Below are 16,288 nucleotides of genomic sequence, written 5' to 3'. Positions count from 1 at the left end.
GTGTCAGCCTTGCCGTGCTGGGCCGTTGCGGCGAGGACCCAAGTCTGTTTGCCCGCCGGATGAACGGTCAACTGCGTGTAGGCCCCACTTTTGGCCTATTGCCCGGAGCCGGAAACGGTGCGGGGAAAGCCCGGTTCCGGTTGCGTCGCGCCCGGACCACGCAGGACAAACGCCTCGGTAGTGCCCGCACAGCGGTCCGAGGACGCCGGCGGTACCGTCTGCTCGGGTTCCGGGAATGCCGACAGAACGAACTGCCCCGTCCTTGGTCCCTGCGGCGGGCGTCCAGCGCCGAAGCGGAGCCGGGCGTGGTGCAGGGTTCCCGGAGCTTCGTCCACCAAACGCAGCCCGAAGGGGAACGCCGGGTCGTCGCGGCCGGGAGAAGCCGCTGCACCGAAATGCCGTAAGCCCGCAGGACAGTGACAACAGGTTTGCCGGACAGATTCATGAACCGCTGCGGCTTGGCCTGGACCAGACGTACTACGGATTCATGCGCCGTTCCGCTCAGCGGACCAAGGGGTACGTGCCACAGCCCCGCACTGGCATCCTGGCGCCCACCGACCCGCCGGGAAGGCCCGATGAAGCACATGCGCAGGGCGGCCGTCACGGCGACGACAATGCTCATGATCGCAGCGGGGAGCGTATGCGCGGGCACGGGGCCCGCGCATGCCACGGAGACCGCATACCAGTTCAGGAACATGTCCCAGGGCCTGTGCATGAGCACCGCGCCCGACCTGGCAAACGCGTTCCAGGGCACCGCCACGTACGCAGGCTGCAAACGCCATGACAGCAGGCAGCTGTGGGCCCTCATACCGAGAGGGTCCAACTATGAAATCCGGCCCTATCTGAGCGACAAATGCCTTCCCGACGTTGCTGGTTGGGGTCTGGCATGGATCGCGAAGTGCGACCCGAACGACAAAAGCCAAGAGTGGAGCTACCTGCGCATTCCCGGGCGGGACGCGAACATGTGGTACATCCTGTCGACACGCAACCAGAATTTCCTGAGCACGCCCTACATTGCCGGCACCTCGTACGTAACAGCCCGTCGCGACTTCCCGCACGACTTCCCCAACTACGACTACCACTACGCGTGGTACGACATCTGACGACTGCTGACCTGCCCTGAGCGTCGCAGCCCGACGCCCGATACCCGAAGCTCGTGGTGGCACCGATGAATGTCAACCATCCCTCGCACCTGGGAAATTGCACCGCCGACTGCACCGGTGCTTGAGCTTCGGGCTTCGGGGCCCGGGATTCGAGCCCTTTATCCAAGGAATGGTTGGTTGGGTTCTCTCCCACCCACCCTCCCAACTCCCGTGCGCACTCGTACGGATGACATTTCGCAATCGGTGGCGTCGCGGCCCGCCATGGCCGTATAGCGTGCGGAGCAAGCAAACGGCCCCCGCCAGTGCTGAGAACACTCGACGAGGGCCTGACCATCAAGATCACGGAGTTGATCCCATGGCTATCGCCCACCCTATCGCCGCTCCCCCCATGGCCGCACCCGGCTACGGCAAGCGCACCGCGCCCGACCAGGTGCCCCGCACCGCCGACGACTTCGCCCACCTGCCCGCCCGCGAAGCAGCCATCGCCGCCCACCTCGACCGCCTCCCCGACGGTGCGGCCATGGACGTAAAGACCCTGGCCAAGACGATCCCCGCCTACGGCCAACAGGCCATCCGCACCGCCCTGAACAACCTCTCCGATGCCGGATACCTCCGCCGCGTCCGCGAAGTCATCGGTACGCAGTGGGTCACCCGCACCGTGTTCAGCCGCACCCCACACGACGACACCTGGTGGTCAACCCTCCTCGCAGGCGATACCCCGAAAGAGGAGCAGCAGCCGCAGCAGGAGACGCCCGGCCGCTCCCCCGCCTACACCGCCCTCGCCACCCTCGGCCGCGCCAACCCCCGCCTCGCCCTCTCCGCCGCTGAATGCGAAGCCCTCGAGCCCCTCGCCGCCGAGTGGCTCCAACGCGGCATCACCACCAACGAATTCACCCGCATCCTTACCACCGGCCTCCCCACCGAACCCATCCACTCCCCCGGCGCATTCATCCGCACCCGCCTCACCACCAAAATGCCACCCGAACTCCCCTACCCCGCACCGCATTCCTCGCCCCGCATCATGGAATGCACCAACTGCGGCACCCCCGGCCGCCCCGAAGCCCTCCCCGGCGGCCTCTGCCGCCCCTGCCATACCACCACCAACACAGACCCGGACCCCGACCACACCGCCGCTTTCCGAGCCCGCGTCGACCAACTACGAGCCGTCGTCCGCGACCGACCACGCCACTGACCCCGACCGCCCCCTCCAGGCCCGGCCATAGCGTTCCACACGGGCGCGACCTTCCCACCTCACCCAACCCACAGGACGAAATAGCTATCAACCATCACAAAACCCTCTGAAGGATGGCCTGTTCGCCCACTGTTGGGCGCCGAGGAGCGCTGTACCGTGCATCTCATGGGCGGATACACCATGGAACCGAAAGACCAGATCGAGATTGATCAGGAAGCGGTACCGCGCCCGGAACGATGGGCACCGCGGATGGTGGTACCCACACCGTTCGTTCAACTCCACGACTTCATGGGGCGCCAGGCTGTCAACGCCCTGCTGGGCTTCGCCTTTGACCATCAGGAGGAGTTCGTCCAAGGGGCGGTCATCGATCCCGTGAGCGGTGAGTTGACGCCCGAGGGACGTACCTCCCTTGTCCTGCCCGTACGGAGCCCGACCTTCAACCAGCTGATCGCCAACGCGCTACCCCTGGTTCTGGAAGTCCTCGGCGTCGACCTGACGTTGACCCACACGAACTCGATGCTGATCGCACAAGGTGACGGCGGATACGTCAGCGCTCACATTGACGACGACAAGGCTCCTGACGTCTCCAAGGCCATCTCGTGCGTGTACTACTTCCACCGCGAACCATGCGGTTTCGACGGTGGCGGACTGCGCCTGTACGACACCACGGCGACCGGCGGCACAGTAGCCACTGACTCGGGCGGGCGCATCATCGCACCCGAATGCGACAGCATGGTGTTCTTCCCCGCCAGCGCTTGTCACGAGGTCCTCCCTGTCCGCTGCCCCAGCGGCCGGTTCGCCGACTACCGGTTCGCCGTGAAGACAGGGATCACCTGACCTCGTCGGCTCCTGGAGAAAACATGACGAACCACGCCTCCGCAGTGCTGACCCTGCTGCTCGAAGCGGCCACACCCGACCACCCTGCCCCGAAGGTCTCACCTCCACCCGTTGGCCACACTTCGCCCGCCGTCCCTCTCCCGGCCCCGGACGCTCACTTGCGCCTGTGTGACCTGATTCCAACCCGGGACAGCAAGCACCTCCGCGCATAGCGCATCCCCATGTCTCCACTGGCGCCCCACCACCAGGCTGGGGTCCTCCTTGTCCTGGTGACCGCTGACCCACACGTTCAAGCGATAACAGAAGCATCAAACCGTCTCAAAAAGCCCTCTCAGACCGGCTGGAGGCGGGCGAAGGGTGGGACGGACGGTGGACTGCGACGTGGAAGACAGCCCGGCCGGTGTGTCGTCTGCCCGGTCCGCGCAGTGGGCGTACCGAAGTCACGCCCCACGTAACCTCTTCCTGTGCCACCCTCCCGCCAGCATCGCGTCGCCGTCCTCGTGCTCGAGGGGGCGAAGCCGCTCGATGTCGGAATTCCCGCGCAGGTCTTCACGACCCGCGCGAGCATGCCGTACGAGGTGCGGGTATGCGGGGCGACGCCCGGCCTCGTGACCGGCGGCGATGGTCTCGCGTACTACGTCGCCCACGGCCTCGACGCCCTTGCGTGGGCCGACATCGTCTTCGTCCCCGGCTACCGGTTCCCCGACCGCGACGACCCGCCGCAGGCCGTCGTCGACGCACTGATCGCCGCCCACGACCGGGGCGCGCGGCTCGCCGCCATCTCGACGGGCGCCTTCGCGCTCGCCGCCACGGGCCTGCTCGACGGCAGGCGCGCCACGACGCACTGGCACTACACGCGGGCACTCGTGGCCAGGCACCCGCTCGTCCGGGTCGACGAGAACGTGCTGTTCGTCGACGAAGGCAGCGTGCTCACCTCCGCCGGCGCCGCCTCCGGGATCGACCTGTGCCTGCACATCCTGCGCGGCGACCTCGGAGTGGCCGCGTCCAACCACGCGGCCCGGCGTCTGGTTGCGGCCCCCTACCGCAGCGGCGGCCAGGCCCAGTACGTGCCGCGCAGCGTTCCCGAGCCGCACGGCGAGCGGTTCGCCGCCACCCGCGAGTGGGCGCTGCACCGGCTGGGCGAGCCGCTCACCCTCGACATACTGGCGCGGCAGGCGGGGGTCTCGGCGCGCACGTTCTCCCGGCGCTTCGTCGAGGAGACCGGCTACACGCCGATGCAGTGGGTGATGCGCGCCCGCATCGACCTGGCCCGCGAACTGCTGGAGCGGTCGCAGCGCAGCGTCGAACAGATCGCCACCGACGTCGGGCTCGGCACCGGTGCGAACCTGCGCCTGCACTTCCAGCGCATCCTCGGCACCACCCCGAGCGAGTACCGGCGCACGTTCACTCAGGGCGAGTAGCCCCGCCCGGCGCCGCGTGGCGGGATCCTTTTGAACCGTGGCGATCCCGCCACTGTCAGCGGCGCCGGCCACGGAGGAGCCTGGTGGCGAAGGGAAGGGACATCACTCATGACTCGCATCGCCATCAACGGATTCGGCCGCATCGGACGCAATGTGCTGCGCGCACTGCTGGAGCGCGACAGCGCCCTGGAGATCGTCGCCGTCAACGACCTGACGGAGCCCGCCACTCTCGCCCGGCTGCTCGCCTACGACAGCACGGCCGGGCGACTCGGGCGCCCGGTGACCGTCGACGGGAACGCCCTCGTCGTCGACGGCCGTCGGATCACGGTGCTGGCCGAGCGCGAACCGGCGCAGCTGCCGTGGGCCGAACTCGGCGTCGACATCGTCCTGGAGGCCACCGGCCGCTTCACCTCGGCGAAGGCTGCCCGCGCCCACCTGGACGCGGGCGCGAGGAAGGTACTCGTCAGCGCGCCGTCGGACGGTGCCGACGTCACGCTCGCGTTCGGGGTCAACACCGACGCCTACGACCCGGCCGTGCACACGATCGTCTCGAACGCCTCCTGCACCACCAACGCGCTCGCGCCGCTGGCCGCGGTCCTCGACGAACTCGCCGGTATCGAGCACGGGTTCATGACGACCGTGCACGCCTACACGCAGGAGCAGAACCTGCAGGACGGTCCGCACCGCGACGCCCGTCGCGCCCGGGCCGCCGGCGTCAACATCGTGCCGACCACGACCGGCGCCGCCAAGGCGATCGGCCTGGTGCTGCCGAACCTCGACGGCAAGCTGTCGGGCGACTCGATCCGCGTACCGGTGCCGGTGGGCTCGATCGTCGAACTCAACACGACCGTCGCCCGCGACGTGACGCGCGACGACGTGCTGGCTGCGTACCGCGCCGCGGCGGAGGGGCCGCTCGCCGGCATCCTCGAGTACTCGGAGGACCCGCTCGTGTCGTCCGACATCACGGGCAATCCCGCATCGTCGATCTTCGACTCGGCCCTCACCCGCGTCGAGGGCCGCCACGTCAAGGTGGTCGCCTGGTACGACAACGAGTGGGGCTTCTCGAACCGCGTGATCGACACGCTCGAGTTCCTCGCCGCTCGCTGACGAGGGCGCCAAGCCGGGCCGCCGCCATGACGCCCTCCCGCCATGTCGGCGGCCCGGCTTGGGTAGCGCCTGCACGAGCAACGCGACAACGACCGGGAACGCCACCATCACGGCGATGCTCAGACAGAACGCCTTGGGGTAGCCGCCCGGCACCGGCGACTCCCCAAGTGTCCCGAAGAAGACAAGCCCAACAAGCGAGACGCCCAGCGCCGCGCCGCCCTCCATCGCCGTGGACAGCACTCCGGAAGCGGCGGAGGCGTGCTTCGGGTCGACACCAGCCATCGCCGCTGTGGGCAGCGGCGCGGCGACCAGGCCCATGCCGAAGCCTGCGACGAGCAGACCGGGCGCGACCCAGTCGGCCGTCCCGTCCACGCCGATGCGCGCCCCGATCCTCCCGGCGAGGAACGACGAGCCGAAGAAGCCGGCGCTCATCGTGGTGAAGAGCAGCCCCGACGGGAGCGGGCCCCAGACTCTGCCTTCCTGCATGTACATCGCGAACAGCAGGAAGAACGATCCCATCGACATGAAGTACACGAAGTACGCGGTGATGCCGACCACGAAACCCCGCTCGCGGAACAGCCCGTAGGACCAGGCGAGGCGAGGCATACCTGATCAACCGGACTTCGTCGTCCCGCCCAAGGGAATACGTCGTGGCGATACCTTGCGATGACTGATCCGCCAGCCGTCAGCGGTGCGCACGACGGTGTCGTCGTAGGAGACGGAACCGCAGGAGCCGTCCGCCTTGATGCCCAGTCCCTTGGACCGGACCTGCACTCGGCCGTCTGCCGACGCCGTCACAACGACGTTGGTGACGTGATGCGCGACGGGGTTGGCAGCCCCTAGCGCCCATGCCGCTTCTCGGATGGCCTCCACCCCGAACAGCGGCTTTTGACCGAAGTCGGTGAGGTCATAGACAACATCGGAGGTGAACAACTCCTCCAACCGGTCAAGGCTTCCGTCGTCAACAAGGTGACCATGCAACGAGACCAGTTCACTGATGGCCAAGCGATCTTCAAGAGTGAGTGACACGCGCGCCCCCTCCGGCCTGGCGTGGAAAGGCCAGGCCGAGCATCGATCCGTCGTCAGCACGGCACCACACCCGCTGAACACCGCAACGAACTCGGATGCGTACGGCGCGAGAAGGGGCGTGCCCTCGCGATCGTCCCCTACCACCGTTCAGCTTGCCACCGACTTGTAGATCTGCGTCCTGCCACCGTCAGTCGAAGCGCGTCTTACGGGACAGCCCTAGCCCGCGCCGAGGACAGGCACGGTGGCCGTCTCCGCGCCCCGCCAAGTTGCACGCCGCTCTTAGATGAATTGCGTGCAAGTCTCGCTGCTGTCGCCATTGCGGTGGATACAGGCGCGCGCGGTGCGGTCCCACGGGTCGTAGTACATGCCGGTCCGGGCGATGATGTAGTTCCCATCCGAAATGGTCCGGAGATCGGTGAGGTTGGAGGACTGCACGGTCTCGCAGACGGTGTGGTCCGACTTGCAGCGCTGCAGAGTCACGGTGTAGTTGCCGGGGTTGTCCCCGCCCGGGTATCTCACCCGGCCCCATGCGTACCAGTCACCGTCCGTCTTGCCCGTGCGCAGTTCGATGCTGTATCCGCCGCCGTAGTCGTACGGGCCCGAGTCCGTCTGGGGCCCGGTCTGCCAGGTCTGGGCATTGGAGTCATGGCCATCGCAACCGTAACCACGGCACGCTGCCGACGCCGAGCCGGGTACGGCGACGATCGTCGCGCAAGCGGCGGCCAGCGAGGCGAACAGCAAGCCCGCCTTCCGTGCGTAACGCTTTTGCATATTCTCCGACATCCCATCTCTGTTGAAGCGCCCCGGAGCCGGGACGAGGCCGCTCTCATCCTTCGAGAGGCCAAGCGCCGTCACAGTAGGCAGCACTCATGTCATGCCGGAAGTTGCTTCCTGCACATCGATCAGGCGGTTTGGGTTTCGTCCTGCACAGCGACCGCTTGCCCATGCCGATCCGGTCCGGTTCCGTGGCGGGTTCCGTGCCGGGCGATGGGGTCGGCGCTCTCATGCCTGAATCCGAGGCGGTACTCGGTGGGTGTGGTGTTGAGACGCCTGCGGAACGCGCGGACGAGAGTGTCCGTCGTACCGAAACCGCACAGAGTGGCGATCCGCTCGATACGTCTGATCGTGGCGACCTGTTCGAGGGGGATGCTGAACTGGCTCTGGCTGCTGGGGCGTTTGAGGTACATGACCAGTTGGCGGGCGACCCGAAGTGCGATGTCCTCACCCAGGTCGTCGGCGATCAGGGCCAGTGGACCCAGCGTCGCGGGTTGGACCCGGAGGGCGGTTTGATTTGCGACCATCGGGGCGGCGGAGATGGGGAACGTGGTGGCCGGGATGCGCCGCACCGCCCTTCCGGCGATCCTGGATGAGTCAGGCGCTTCTCAGGAGGACGGCCATGTCCATGCTCGACAAGCTCAAGGACCTGCTGAAGGGCCACGAGGATACGGCCCGGCAGGGTGTAGAGAAGGCGGGTGACGCCTTCGACGCGAAGACGGGGAACAAGTACCAGAGCCAGGTCGACACAGCCAAGCAGAAGCTCGACGAGCAGCTCGGCAACCGGCCCCCGACCGACGACCAGCGGTAGGCCGTCTCACTACTTCCTCCCGCTGGCGTTGTTCGCGTTGGTGCGGGCCGGCCGGAGTCGCTGTGACCGGCATACACGTTCACAAACCCATCGTCCGACCGAAGTTGGGGATCATCATCGATCCCCAACCGCAGGGCCACGGGCTGTTCAAAGGCCGGTGACGGAGCCACTACGGGAGTAAATGCCGAAGCGGTACAGGTAATCAGCGTGCGGAGCGTTCTCCACGGTGATCTCGGTGCTGGCGATCACCCGGCCTTGGCCATGACCCCAGGAAGGGCAACCTCGTCGCGAGAGGTTCGAGTCGATGGTGCCCAGTGGGCTCGGGCCACCAACTCCCAAGCCCACCCCCACACTTCCGCCACTCACTACTGCGTCGGCAGGTCCTTGACCGTCAGCTGGTAGTCATGCCGGATGCGGCCGTCCTCGTCGAGGAGGAGGACGACCCGCGCCGCCCATTCGACCTCTCCCCCGGCCTCCAGCTGGATGGTGAACACCACGCAGTCGTGGTGGCCGCGGGTGTCGTCCGCCACTGTCACCGTGTACGCGCCGCCGGCGATGAACTCCCGGTAGGCCTGCGCGACGCGCTCGTCCAGCTCCTTGTGGCCGTGGAACTCCGCGCCCTCGACGAGCTGGATCGCCCCCGGTGCCCACAGCGCCGCGACGGCCGCGGTGCGGCGCGCCGGGTCCGGTTCGCTCCAGAGGGCGAGGTAGCGGGTCACGAGGTCGGTGATCTCGTCCGACGTCAGCTCGAGGTTCAGCGGGGTCGCGACAGTGGTCATGGCTCGGTCTCCTCATCCTGGCCACTCATGTGGCGCGCCACGCTCTGGCCGTCGACGGCCCGATCCGGGAGCACTACCTGGTCGGGCCGCGGGATACGAAGGACTCCTCGCAGTGGCGCACGGAGATCGGCTGGCCGGTCTTCGGCACCGGAGCCATCGCCCCCGGCGGATCCGATCCGGACAAGTAGTGCGTGAAGCCCGCACAGCGGTCGGCTGCGGTAACCCCGGGGAACAGGTGCGATCAGGGGGGATTTGGGAGGGCTGAATTCCGACAGGCTTTCATGTTTCGTTAACGCAGCGTGGCATGGCCGCACTTGACCGTAGTCGACCGACGGCGATTGACTTTTGCTCGCTTACGCCCAGCAACGCCACGCCGCCCCTCCGGCCACACCCGACGCTCGAGCTCACCCATCCCCCCGTGACCTCGGAGACCACGTGACCTCTACCTCTGAAGTGACCCCCGAACTGCTCACCCCGCTCGATCTCTCCTTCTGGAACATCGAGTCCGCCGGCCATCCCCTGCACATGGGCGGGCTCTTCGTCTTCGACGCCGACACCCCGGACGCCGCCCAGCGCGCCGCCGGGCTGCTCGCCGCCCGCGCCGCCCGCGTACCGGGCCTGGACACCCGCATCGGCCCCGTCCTGTTCCCCGTCGGCGGCTCCGCCCGCCATGTCGCCCCCGACTACGACCCGTTGCACCACGTGCATCTCACCGCGCCCGTACGGGACTTCCACGCGGCCGCCGGGACCCTGATGCAGCGGCCCCTGGAGCGGGGGCGGCCGCCGTGGGCCGCGCATGTGCTGCCCGGCGCGGACGGTACGTCCTTCGCCGTCCTGTTCACGTTCCACCATGCCCACGCGGACGGCGTGCGCGCGGCGTCGTACGTCATGGCGCTCCTGGATCCCGCCGGCGCCGGCGCGGGGCCCGCCCCGGCCGTCGCGCCACGGTCGCGGAAGAACAGCTCCGGCGGCCTGCGCCTGCCCGAACTGCGCGAGTTGACCGGCCTGGTGCGCGGCGCTGTCACCGACGCCGGACGGGGCCTGTCCATCGCCTCCGCCATGGCCCGCGGTGCCCGCGTCGTGCCCGTCTCGTCGGCCCTCACCTCCCGCGGCACCGGCGCCCGCCGCGCCGAGGGCGTGATCGTCGACCTGCGCGACGTGCGCCGCGTCCGCGAGGCCACGGGCGGCACCGTCAACGACGTCCTCCTCGCCGTGTTCGCGGGCGGTATGCGGCGCTGGCTCGACAAGCGCGGCGACGGCGCCGACGGCGTACGCCCCCGTGCCCTCGTCCCCGTGTCGCTGCGCGACCCGAGCGACCCGAGCGCGGGCAACCGGCTCTCCGGCTACGTGGCCCATCTCCCCGTCGACGAGGCCGAGCCCCTCGCCCGCCTGCGCGCGGTGCGCGCGGACATGGAGCGCAACAAGAAGGCGGGGCCCGCCAGCGGCCCGGGCGCCATCGCGCTGCTCGCCGAGTTCGTCCCGACCCTCGGCCACCGTCTCGGCGGCCGCCTGATCGCCCGCTCGGGCCGCCTCTTCTACGACCTGCTCGTCTCCAGCGTCCCGCTGCGCGGCGCCCAAGGGCTCAGGCTCGCGGACAGCCCCGTCCGCGAGGCCTATCCGCTCGCCCCGCTCGCGCCCGGGCAGTCCCTCGCCGTGGGCATCACCACGTACGAGGACCGCGTCTTCTACGGCCTGCTCGCCGACGCCGTCGCCGTGCCCGACCTGGACCTGCTCGCCCGGTCGATCACGGAGGAGGCCGCCGAACTGGTTGCCGTCTGCGGCAGTTGAGCCGTTCCCGCCTCAGCGGCAGGCGGCCAGGGCTGCGGGCGTCGTGTCCGCCGGCGCCGTGGCGGCGTGCTGCCCAGGACGGCGTCTGGTGCCATCCGTTCGGCGGAAATGCGGGCAGCGGCCGCTTGCCGCTCCGTTCCACAGGGCATCGCATCGTGTCAATGTCTCCCTGTCGCACGGAGGAATCCGCATGCCCCTTCCCGACTCGCTCAAGCCCGGCGACGTCCTGCTGACCCGCGGTACGGAGTGGATCTCGCGCGCGATCTGCCTGCTCGACGGCAGCGAGGTCAGTCATGCCTCGCTCGTCCTGGACCACGACACCCTCGCCGAGGCCGTCGGCGAGGGCCTGCGCACCGTCTCGTTCGAGCGGGCCATGGACAAGCACGACCTGGCCGTCGGCCGCACCCTGACCAAGGCGCCGGCTGACATGGCCCCGGTCCTGGACGTGGCACACGGCTACCTGACCCGCAAGGCCTCCTACGCCCACCAGCAAGTCCTGCTGCTCGCGGTCCTGTGCGTGACCCGCCGGGCTCCCATGCCACTGGGCGGGCGACGCATGGTGCGCACCGTCCTGGACCATGCGGCAGGCGCGGTCAACGCCATGGCCGAGCGCGGCCAACAGCCCATGATCTGCTCGGAGTTCGTCTACCGCTGCCACCGCGAGGCGCAACCGAAACCGCCATACGCCCTGTCCATCGGCGACGACGGGCAGGGCCACGGGCAGACACTTCTGCAGTGGGCCCATGCCCACCCGGCGCTGCCCGGCCTGCCCGTGGGGCTTGCCAAGACGTTCGATCCCGCCGGCGCGGAAAGCGCACTCGCACCCCTGGTCGCCGCCTACGCCACGGCCGTCGGGAAGGCCGGCGCCCTGCCGTCGGTACTGCACCTGCCCGCACCATCGGCCCTCACCGATCCCAGCGACAAGGAACTGCTCAGCTCCATGGCCGCCTTCGGCAACGCCCTGCACCGGGCCCGCAACCCCCAGGAGCACGACGGCAGCCTGCCGCCGGAGCAGGCCCTGGACCAGATCCGCGTCATGGAGGCCCAACCCGATTTCGTCACCCCTGGCGACCTCCTCCGCACTCCCTCCCTGACCGAAGGGTTCCGCCGAGCAACCGCCACGAAGGCACCGGGCAAACTGACCGGCATCCCGTTTCCCGGCCGCTGACCCCGGCCCGGCTCCCTGCCCCCGAGCGGCTCGGGGGCAGGCGCCATCAGCCCGCGGCCTCGGTTGCCATGCCCAGCAGGACCAGGGAGTCGTGTTCGGCCGTGCCGGGCACGGCCTGGTAGACCAGCAGGCGCTGGCCGCTGACGTCGGTGCCCAGCACCTCGATGGCAAGGGTGAGCGGGCCGATCACGGGGTGGCGGAAGGCGGTTTCACCGCCGCGCTTGACCCAGACGTCGTGGCGACGCCACAGCGTGGCGAACTCGACGCTGGCCTCGGACAGTTCGGCGACGAGCGTGGCCGTACGCTCCGGGTCGGTCAGCTCGGCCGTGTGCAGGTGTGCGACGCAGTTGCGGGTCACCCGGTCCCAGTCGGCGAAGAGCGTCCGCGCGGCGGGGTGCAGGAAGGCGTAGCGGATCGTGTTGCGCTGTCCGGGCGGCCAGTCGCCGAGGCCCGGCATCAGGGCCAGGCCCTCCGGGTTGGCGGCCAGTACGTCGTTGACCTCGTTGAGCACGTACGCCGGGCTGGGCCGGACCGACTCCAGCAGCAATCGCAGCCCGGGTCGGGCCACTTGCACGTCGGCCCGCCGACGGCGCGGGGTCCGGCCGGCGGTGCGGTCGGCGAGGCCGAGCAGGTGGGCGTGTTCGTCGTCGGTGAGCCGCAGGGCGCGGGCCAGTGCGTCGAGTACGGCGTCGCTGGGGGCGGTCTCCCGGCCCTGTTCGATCCGTATGTAGTAATCCACGCTCACCCCGGCCAGTGCGGCCAGTTCCTCGCGGCGCAGTCCGGGGGTACGCCGCGCACCCGGCCCGACGGGCAGGCCGACGTCGGCCGGGCCTATCCGCCCGCGCCGGATCCGGAGGAACTCTGCCATCGCGTTCATGGTGTCGAGTGTGCCACCGGTGATCCATTCCTGGGTGGCCGTGGCACTACCAGGAACGGCGCGGCCTTCCTGCCGCCCCGGCAGTGGCGGAACCTCGGACCATGACCAACGCACTGATCATTGGCGGAAGTTCCGGAATGGGCCTCGCCCTCGCACGCACCCTGCTCGCCGACGGCATGGAGGTGACGATCGCCGGCCGGTCCACGGACCGGCTCGCAACGGCCCGGGCCGAACTGCAAGGGAGGATACGCACGGTACGTGCGGACATCGGCCAGGAGCAGGACGTGGCCGACCTGTTCGCCCGGACCGGACAGGTGGAGCACGTGGCGGTCACCGCGGCGGACGCGACCGGGGTGTACGGCCGTACCACCGACGTCGCCACCGCGACCGCCCGGGCCATCGTGGACACCAAGCTGCTCGGCGCCTGGCTGGTCGGCAAGTATGCGGCCGGGCATGTGACCGGTTCCCTCACCTACACCTCGGGCATCAACGCGTACCGCCCGAACGGCTCGAACACGATCGTGGCCGCGGCCAACGGCGCGCTCGCCTCGCTGGCGTACGGGCTGGCGGTCGAACTGGCGCCGGTACGGGTCAACGTGATCTCCCCCGGCTGGGTGGACACCCCCATCTGGGACCAGCTCAGCATGGACAAGCGGACGGCCTTCGCCGAGCTGGCCGAGCGGCTCCCCGCCCGGCGCATCGGCACTCCCGACGACATCGCCCAGGCGTTTGCGTCGGTGATGCGGAACGAGTTCGTCACCGGAACGGTGCTGCACGTCGACGGCGGTCATCGCCTCGTCTGACCGACGGCGGTTATCCCTTGACCAGTTCGGCGGCTCGCACCGTGTGCCGAAGGAGAAGGGCGGTTGTCACCGGCCCGACGCCTCCGGGCACGGGGGTGAGCCCGGCTGCCCTCTCCGCCGCCTCGGGCGCCACGTCGCCGACAAGCCCACCGTCTTCAGTGGCGTTGGTGCCCACATCGACCACCATCGCCTCCTTCCCGACATGGTTGGCAGTGATGAGACCGGCCCGGCCGACCGCGGCCACCAGGACGCCCGCGCGCGGTGACATCCGGGAGGCCGCGGGTGCGGGAGTGGCAGACGGTCACCGTGGCGTCGCGGTTGAGCAGGAGGTGGGCAGGTGGCTTGCCCACCACGGCGGAACGGCCGACGATGGCCACGTGGACACCGGCGAGCGGGACGCCGTGGTGGTCGAGGAGTTCGACCACGGCCTCAGCGGTGGCCGGCGCGAAGGCGGAGCGGCCGACGGCGAAGCGGCCGAGAGAGGCGGGGTTGGCACCGTCCACTTCATGACGCGGCCACGTGAGCTGCGGGGGCTTCGGTGACGCCGTCCGCGCGAACCACGGACACCCGTTGGACACTTGGACCGTGGTCAGCCAAGGACCCGGGGTCGGGGCAAGGCCTGACGCCAGTTATCCCCTCCTCACACTTCTCGATCTCGCCGATGCCGGCGCGCCATTCGCAACCGCCGCCTGGCGGCAAGAGCCAGACGCAGCCGGACGGCGAGTCGTCGGAGAAGCGGACGGGGTCGCCGATCCCGTGGACGATCCCGACTCGCCCCCGTCCGGTATCAAAGACGCGCACCCCCAGGGCAACCCATTCGGGCAACGCCCGATGGTCCGGACGGGGAACGGAACACAACAGATGGTCAGGGCAGTCCTGAGTCACGGGGAATACACTGGACCGGTAAACCGGTCCAGTCAAGTCAAATGCTGTGCCCCATGGGGTACTTGTCCACCCGCTCCCAGAGATCCGAGGGCGTCAAACCCTCTTCGCACACCAACGCACGCCCAGTTTCGTCATGGGCAACGTGCAGGTCGATTGCCACCGCCAGGGGCTGACCACGCTCAAACCGCACGGCTTCCTCCGCCGTGGCGAGCCGAACCGTCGTGGTGTCGATCCCCATGACCGGCCGCCGCCCCGTCTCGCGCGCCACGTAGTTGGTGGTCCCCTCGGCGATCGGCCCCGTCTGCGCCAGGCGAGGGCAATGATCGGCCACGTCCGGCGGGAACCAGGCGCTCACCAGCGAAAGCGGTGCTCCATCCTCGAGCAGGACGAAGCGGTCCCTCCTCAGAGCCGACTCATCGGGCCGGAGGCCAAGAGCTTGCCGGATCCTGGCAGGCGGTACCTCCCGGGCAGGGGTTCCGAGCCTGCGAAAGGGGCGGCCGCCGGTCACTCGCGCACTATCGGCGCGCCTTCCGCCCGCCGGCCTGGCCAGAGGCGCATCTGTCACCCGGAACCCCAGGCCCTGCCGCGATACGACCACGCCATCGGCACGCAGAACGTCCAGCGCCTTGTTGACCGTGGCCCTCGATACGCCCCACTGCTCGCACAAGTCCCGGCCGGACGGCAGGAGATCACCGGGACTGAACTCACCTTCGGTGATGCGCCTGCGCAGCGAGTCGGCAATCTGTTCGTACTTCAACATGGGCACGGTTCATCACTCCGCATCTCTGGACAGGTTGACCGGTCAAGGGACAGCATGCTCCCCATGACTCCCGCGCCCGAAGTCGCCCCCGAGATCATCGCCTTCTACTCCGAGGGATTCGACGAGGCAACACGGCTGACCTCTTCCGCGGACGGCAGGCTGGAGTTGGTCCGTACCCAAGAACTTCTGCGCCGCCACCTCCCGTCGGCACCCGCAAGCGTCCTGGACGTAGGAGGAGGACCCGGTGCCCATGCCCTGTGGCTGGCCGACGACGGTTACACCGTCCGCCTCGTCGACCCCGTTCCGCGGCACGTCGAAGCGGCACAACAAGCCGGGTGCACCGCAGAAATCGGCGACGCACGACAACTCGGTGCGGCTGACCATTCCTACGACGTCGTTCTCCTCCTCGGACCCCTCTACCACCTGCTCGATCAGGAGGACAGGCTCCAGGCCCTGCGGGAAGCCCGCCGTGTTCTCAAGCCAGGAGGCGTGATCGCGGCTGCCGCGATCGGCCGCTACGCCTCCTTGTTCGAGCACACGGCGACCACTTGGCTCGACCGCGAACGCGTTCATGACGCGGTACAGGACATCCTGGCCACCGGGCGACACGACCCGGGGCGCAAGGGCTTTACAGCCGCGTACTTCCACACACCCGACGGTCTTGCGAGTGAGCTGGACCTCGCCGGCTTCCAAGAGGTGGACGTCCACGGCATCGAGGGGCCGACCTGGTCCCTGCTGAAGGCCACCGAACAGCACACCGGCGAGCACTTCGCCGATACTCCCATGTTCCGCGCCGCGTTGGCGGCGGCCCGCTTGGCCGAGGCGTACCCGGACCTTCTGGCCGCCAGCTCTCACATGCTGGCCATCGGGCACTCCTGACAACCACATTGACGGCACGGGCACCCTTTGACAGGCGAGTCCCCTGCTCGCGTCGACCCGGGTGCTGCTCGCCTC

The 16,288-nt window shown here is 69.0% G+C and carries 17 protein-coding genes and 2 pseudogenes; 12 read left to right on the top strand and 7 right to left on the bottom strand.

The window, feature by feature from the left end:
• The first annotated feature begins 575 nt into the window (after positions 1 to 575).
• The 6 genes from ACV530_RS26490 to ACV530_RS26465 all read left to right on the top strand — a co-directional run bounded on the left by ACV530_RS26490 (position 576) and on the right by ACV530_RS26465 (position 6,246).
• Positions 576 to 1,103, top strand: a complete 528-nt coding sequence (locus ACV530_RS26490) for a ricin-type beta-trefoil lectin domain protein (protein ID WP_494335125.1) — start codon at positions 576 to 578, stop codon at positions 1,101 to 1,103.
• A 355-nt stretch (positions 1,104 to 1,458) separates the two neighbouring features.
• Positions 1,459 to 2,295 carry a hypothetical protein gene (locus ACV530_RS26485; protein WP_494335124.1) on the top strand — a complete coding sequence of 279 codons (837 nt, stop codon included), beginning with the start codon at positions 1,459 to 1,461 and terminating at the stop codon, positions 2,293 to 2,295.
• A 165-nt stretch (positions 2,296 to 2,460) separates the two neighbouring features.
• Positions 2,461 to 3,132, top strand: a complete 672-nt coding sequence (locus ACV530_RS26480; RefSeq protein ID WP_494335123.1) for a 2OG-Fe(II) oxygenase — start codon at positions 2,461 to 2,463, stop codon at positions 3,130 to 3,132.
• Positions 3,133 to 3,596: 464 nt separating this feature from the next.
• Positions 3,597 to 4,553 (top strand): GlxA family transcriptional regulator, encoded by a 957-nt coding sequence (locus tag ACV530_RS26475; protein ID WP_494335122.1) that lies wholly within the window; start codon positions 3,597 to 3,599, stop codon positions 4,551 to 4,553.
• A gap of 108 nt (positions 4,554 to 4,661) precedes the next feature.
• The gene (gap, locus tag ACV530_RS26470; protein WP_494335121.1) at positions 4,662 to 5,660 is read left to right on the top strand and encodes a type I glyceraldehyde-3-phosphate dehydrogenase; all 999 of its coding nucleotides are present in this window, start codon (positions 4,662 to 4,664) and stop codon (positions 5,658 to 5,660) included.
• 229 nt (positions 5,661 to 5,889) lie between these two features.
• Positions 5,890 to 6,246, top strand: a complete 357-nt coding sequence (locus tag ACV530_RS26465) for a hypothetical protein (protein WP_494335120.1) — start codon at positions 5,890 to 5,892, stop codon at positions 6,244 to 6,246.
• Positions 6,247 to 6,272: 26 nt separating this feature from the next.
• Here the strand turns inward: ACV530_RS26465 and ACV530_RS26460 are convergent, their stop codons facing one another.
• The 3 genes and pseudogenes from ACV530_RS26460 to ACV530_RS26450 all read right to left on the bottom strand — a co-directional run.
• Positions 6,273 to 6,689: a nuclear transport factor 2 family protein gene (locus tag ACV530_RS26460; RefSeq protein ID WP_494335119.1), complete on the bottom strand. Its 417-nt coding sequence runs from the start codon at positions 6,687 to 6,689 to the stop codon at positions 6,273 to 6,275.
• 279 nt (positions 6,690 to 6,968) lie between these two features.
• Positions 6,969 to 7,430, bottom strand: coding sequence for a hypothetical protein (locus ACV530_RS26455; protein ID WP_494335118.1), 462 nt, complete (start codon positions 7,428 to 7,430; stop codon positions 6,969 to 6,971).
• Between the two features lie 266 nt (positions 7,431 to 7,696).
• A pseudogene (locus tag ACV530_RS26450) lies at positions 7,697 to 7,939 on the bottom strand (AraC family transcriptional regulator); the annotation flags it as partial.
• Between the two features lie 146 nt (positions 7,940 to 8,085).
• Here ACV530_RS26450 and ACV530_RS26445 point away from each other — a divergent pair.
• The gene (locus tag ACV530_RS26445; RefSeq protein ID WP_494335117.1) at positions 8,086 to 8,274 is read left to right on the top strand and encodes an antitoxin; all 189 of its coding nucleotides are present in this window, start codon (positions 8,086 to 8,088) and stop codon (positions 8,272 to 8,274) included.
• Positions 8,275 to 8,639: 365 nt separating this feature from the next.
• Here ACV530_RS26445 and ACV530_RS26440 read toward each other — a convergent pair whose 3' ends face one another.
• Positions 8,640 to 9,053, bottom strand: a complete 414-nt coding sequence (locus ACV530_RS26440; protein WP_494335116.1) for a nuclear transport factor 2 family protein — start codon at positions 9,051 to 9,053, stop codon at positions 8,640 to 8,642.
• 29 nt (positions 9,054 to 9,082) lie between these two features.
• On the opposite strand from ACV530_RS26440, the gene ACV530_RS26435 reads away from it, so the two are divergent.
• The 3 genes from ACV530_RS26435 (at position 9,083) to ACV530_RS26425 (ending at position 12,009) form a co-directional block, all read left to right on the top strand.
• Positions 9,083 to 9,241 carry a GyrI-like domain-containing protein gene (locus ACV530_RS26435; RefSeq protein WP_494335115.1) on the top strand — a complete coding sequence of 53 codons (159 nt, stop codon included), beginning with the start codon at positions 9,083 to 9,085 and terminating at the stop codon, positions 9,239 to 9,241.
• A gap of 265 nt (positions 9,242 to 9,506) precedes the next feature.
• A complete protein-coding gene (locus ACV530_RS26430) occupies positions 9,507 to 10,841 on the top strand; it encodes a wax ester/triacylglycerol synthase family O-acyltransferase (protein WP_494335163.1) in 1,335 nt (444 codons plus the stop codon).
• 190 nt (positions 10,842 to 11,031) lie between these two features.
• A complete protein-coding gene (locus tag ACV530_RS26425) occupies positions 11,032 to 12,009 on the top strand; it encodes a C40 family peptidase (RefSeq protein ID WP_494335114.1) in 978 nt (325 codons plus the stop codon).
• Between the two features lie 46 nt (positions 12,010 to 12,055).
• Here ACV530_RS26425 and ACV530_RS26420 read toward each other — a convergent pair whose 3' ends face one another.
• On the bottom strand, positions 12,056 to 12,886 hold the full coding sequence (locus ACV530_RS26420) for a helix-turn-helix domain-containing protein (protein WP_494335113.1): 831 nt from the start codon (positions 12,884 to 12,886) through the stop codon (positions 12,056 to 12,058).
• A 101-nt stretch (positions 12,887 to 12,987) separates the two neighbouring features.
• On the opposite strand from ACV530_RS26420, the gene ACV530_RS26415 reads away from it, so the two are divergent.
• Positions 12,988 to 13,689: an SDR family oxidoreductase gene (locus ACV530_RS26415; protein WP_494335112.1), complete on the top strand. Its 702-nt coding sequence runs from the start codon at positions 12,988 to 12,990 to the stop codon at positions 13,687 to 13,689.
• Between the two features lie 10 nt (positions 13,690 to 13,699).
• Here ACV530_RS26415 and ACV530_RS26410 read toward each other — a convergent pair.
• Positions 13,700 to 14,114 (bottom strand): annotated as a pseudogene (locus ACV530_RS26410) (hypothetical protein).
• 497 nt (positions 14,115 to 14,611) lie between these two features.
• On the bottom strand, positions 14,612 to 15,334 hold the full coding sequence (locus ACV530_RS26405) for a GntR family transcriptional regulator (RefSeq protein ID WP_494335111.1): 723 nt from the start codon (positions 15,332 to 15,334) through the stop codon (positions 14,612 to 14,614).
• Positions 15,335 to 15,397: 63 nt separating this feature from the next.
• Between ACV530_RS26405 and ACV530_RS26400 the strand changes: the two genes are divergently transcribed.
• On the top strand, positions 15,398 to 16,213 hold the full coding sequence (locus ACV530_RS26400; protein ID WP_494335110.1) for a class I SAM-dependent methyltransferase: 816 nt from the start codon (positions 15,398 to 15,400) through the stop codon (positions 16,211 to 16,213).
• Positions 16,214 to 16,288: the final 75 nt, after the last annotated feature.

It is taken from the genome of Streptomyces sp. SX-6 (genome assembly GCF_059089585.1).
This window is presented reverse-complemented; position numbering and strand designations above follow the sequence as displayed.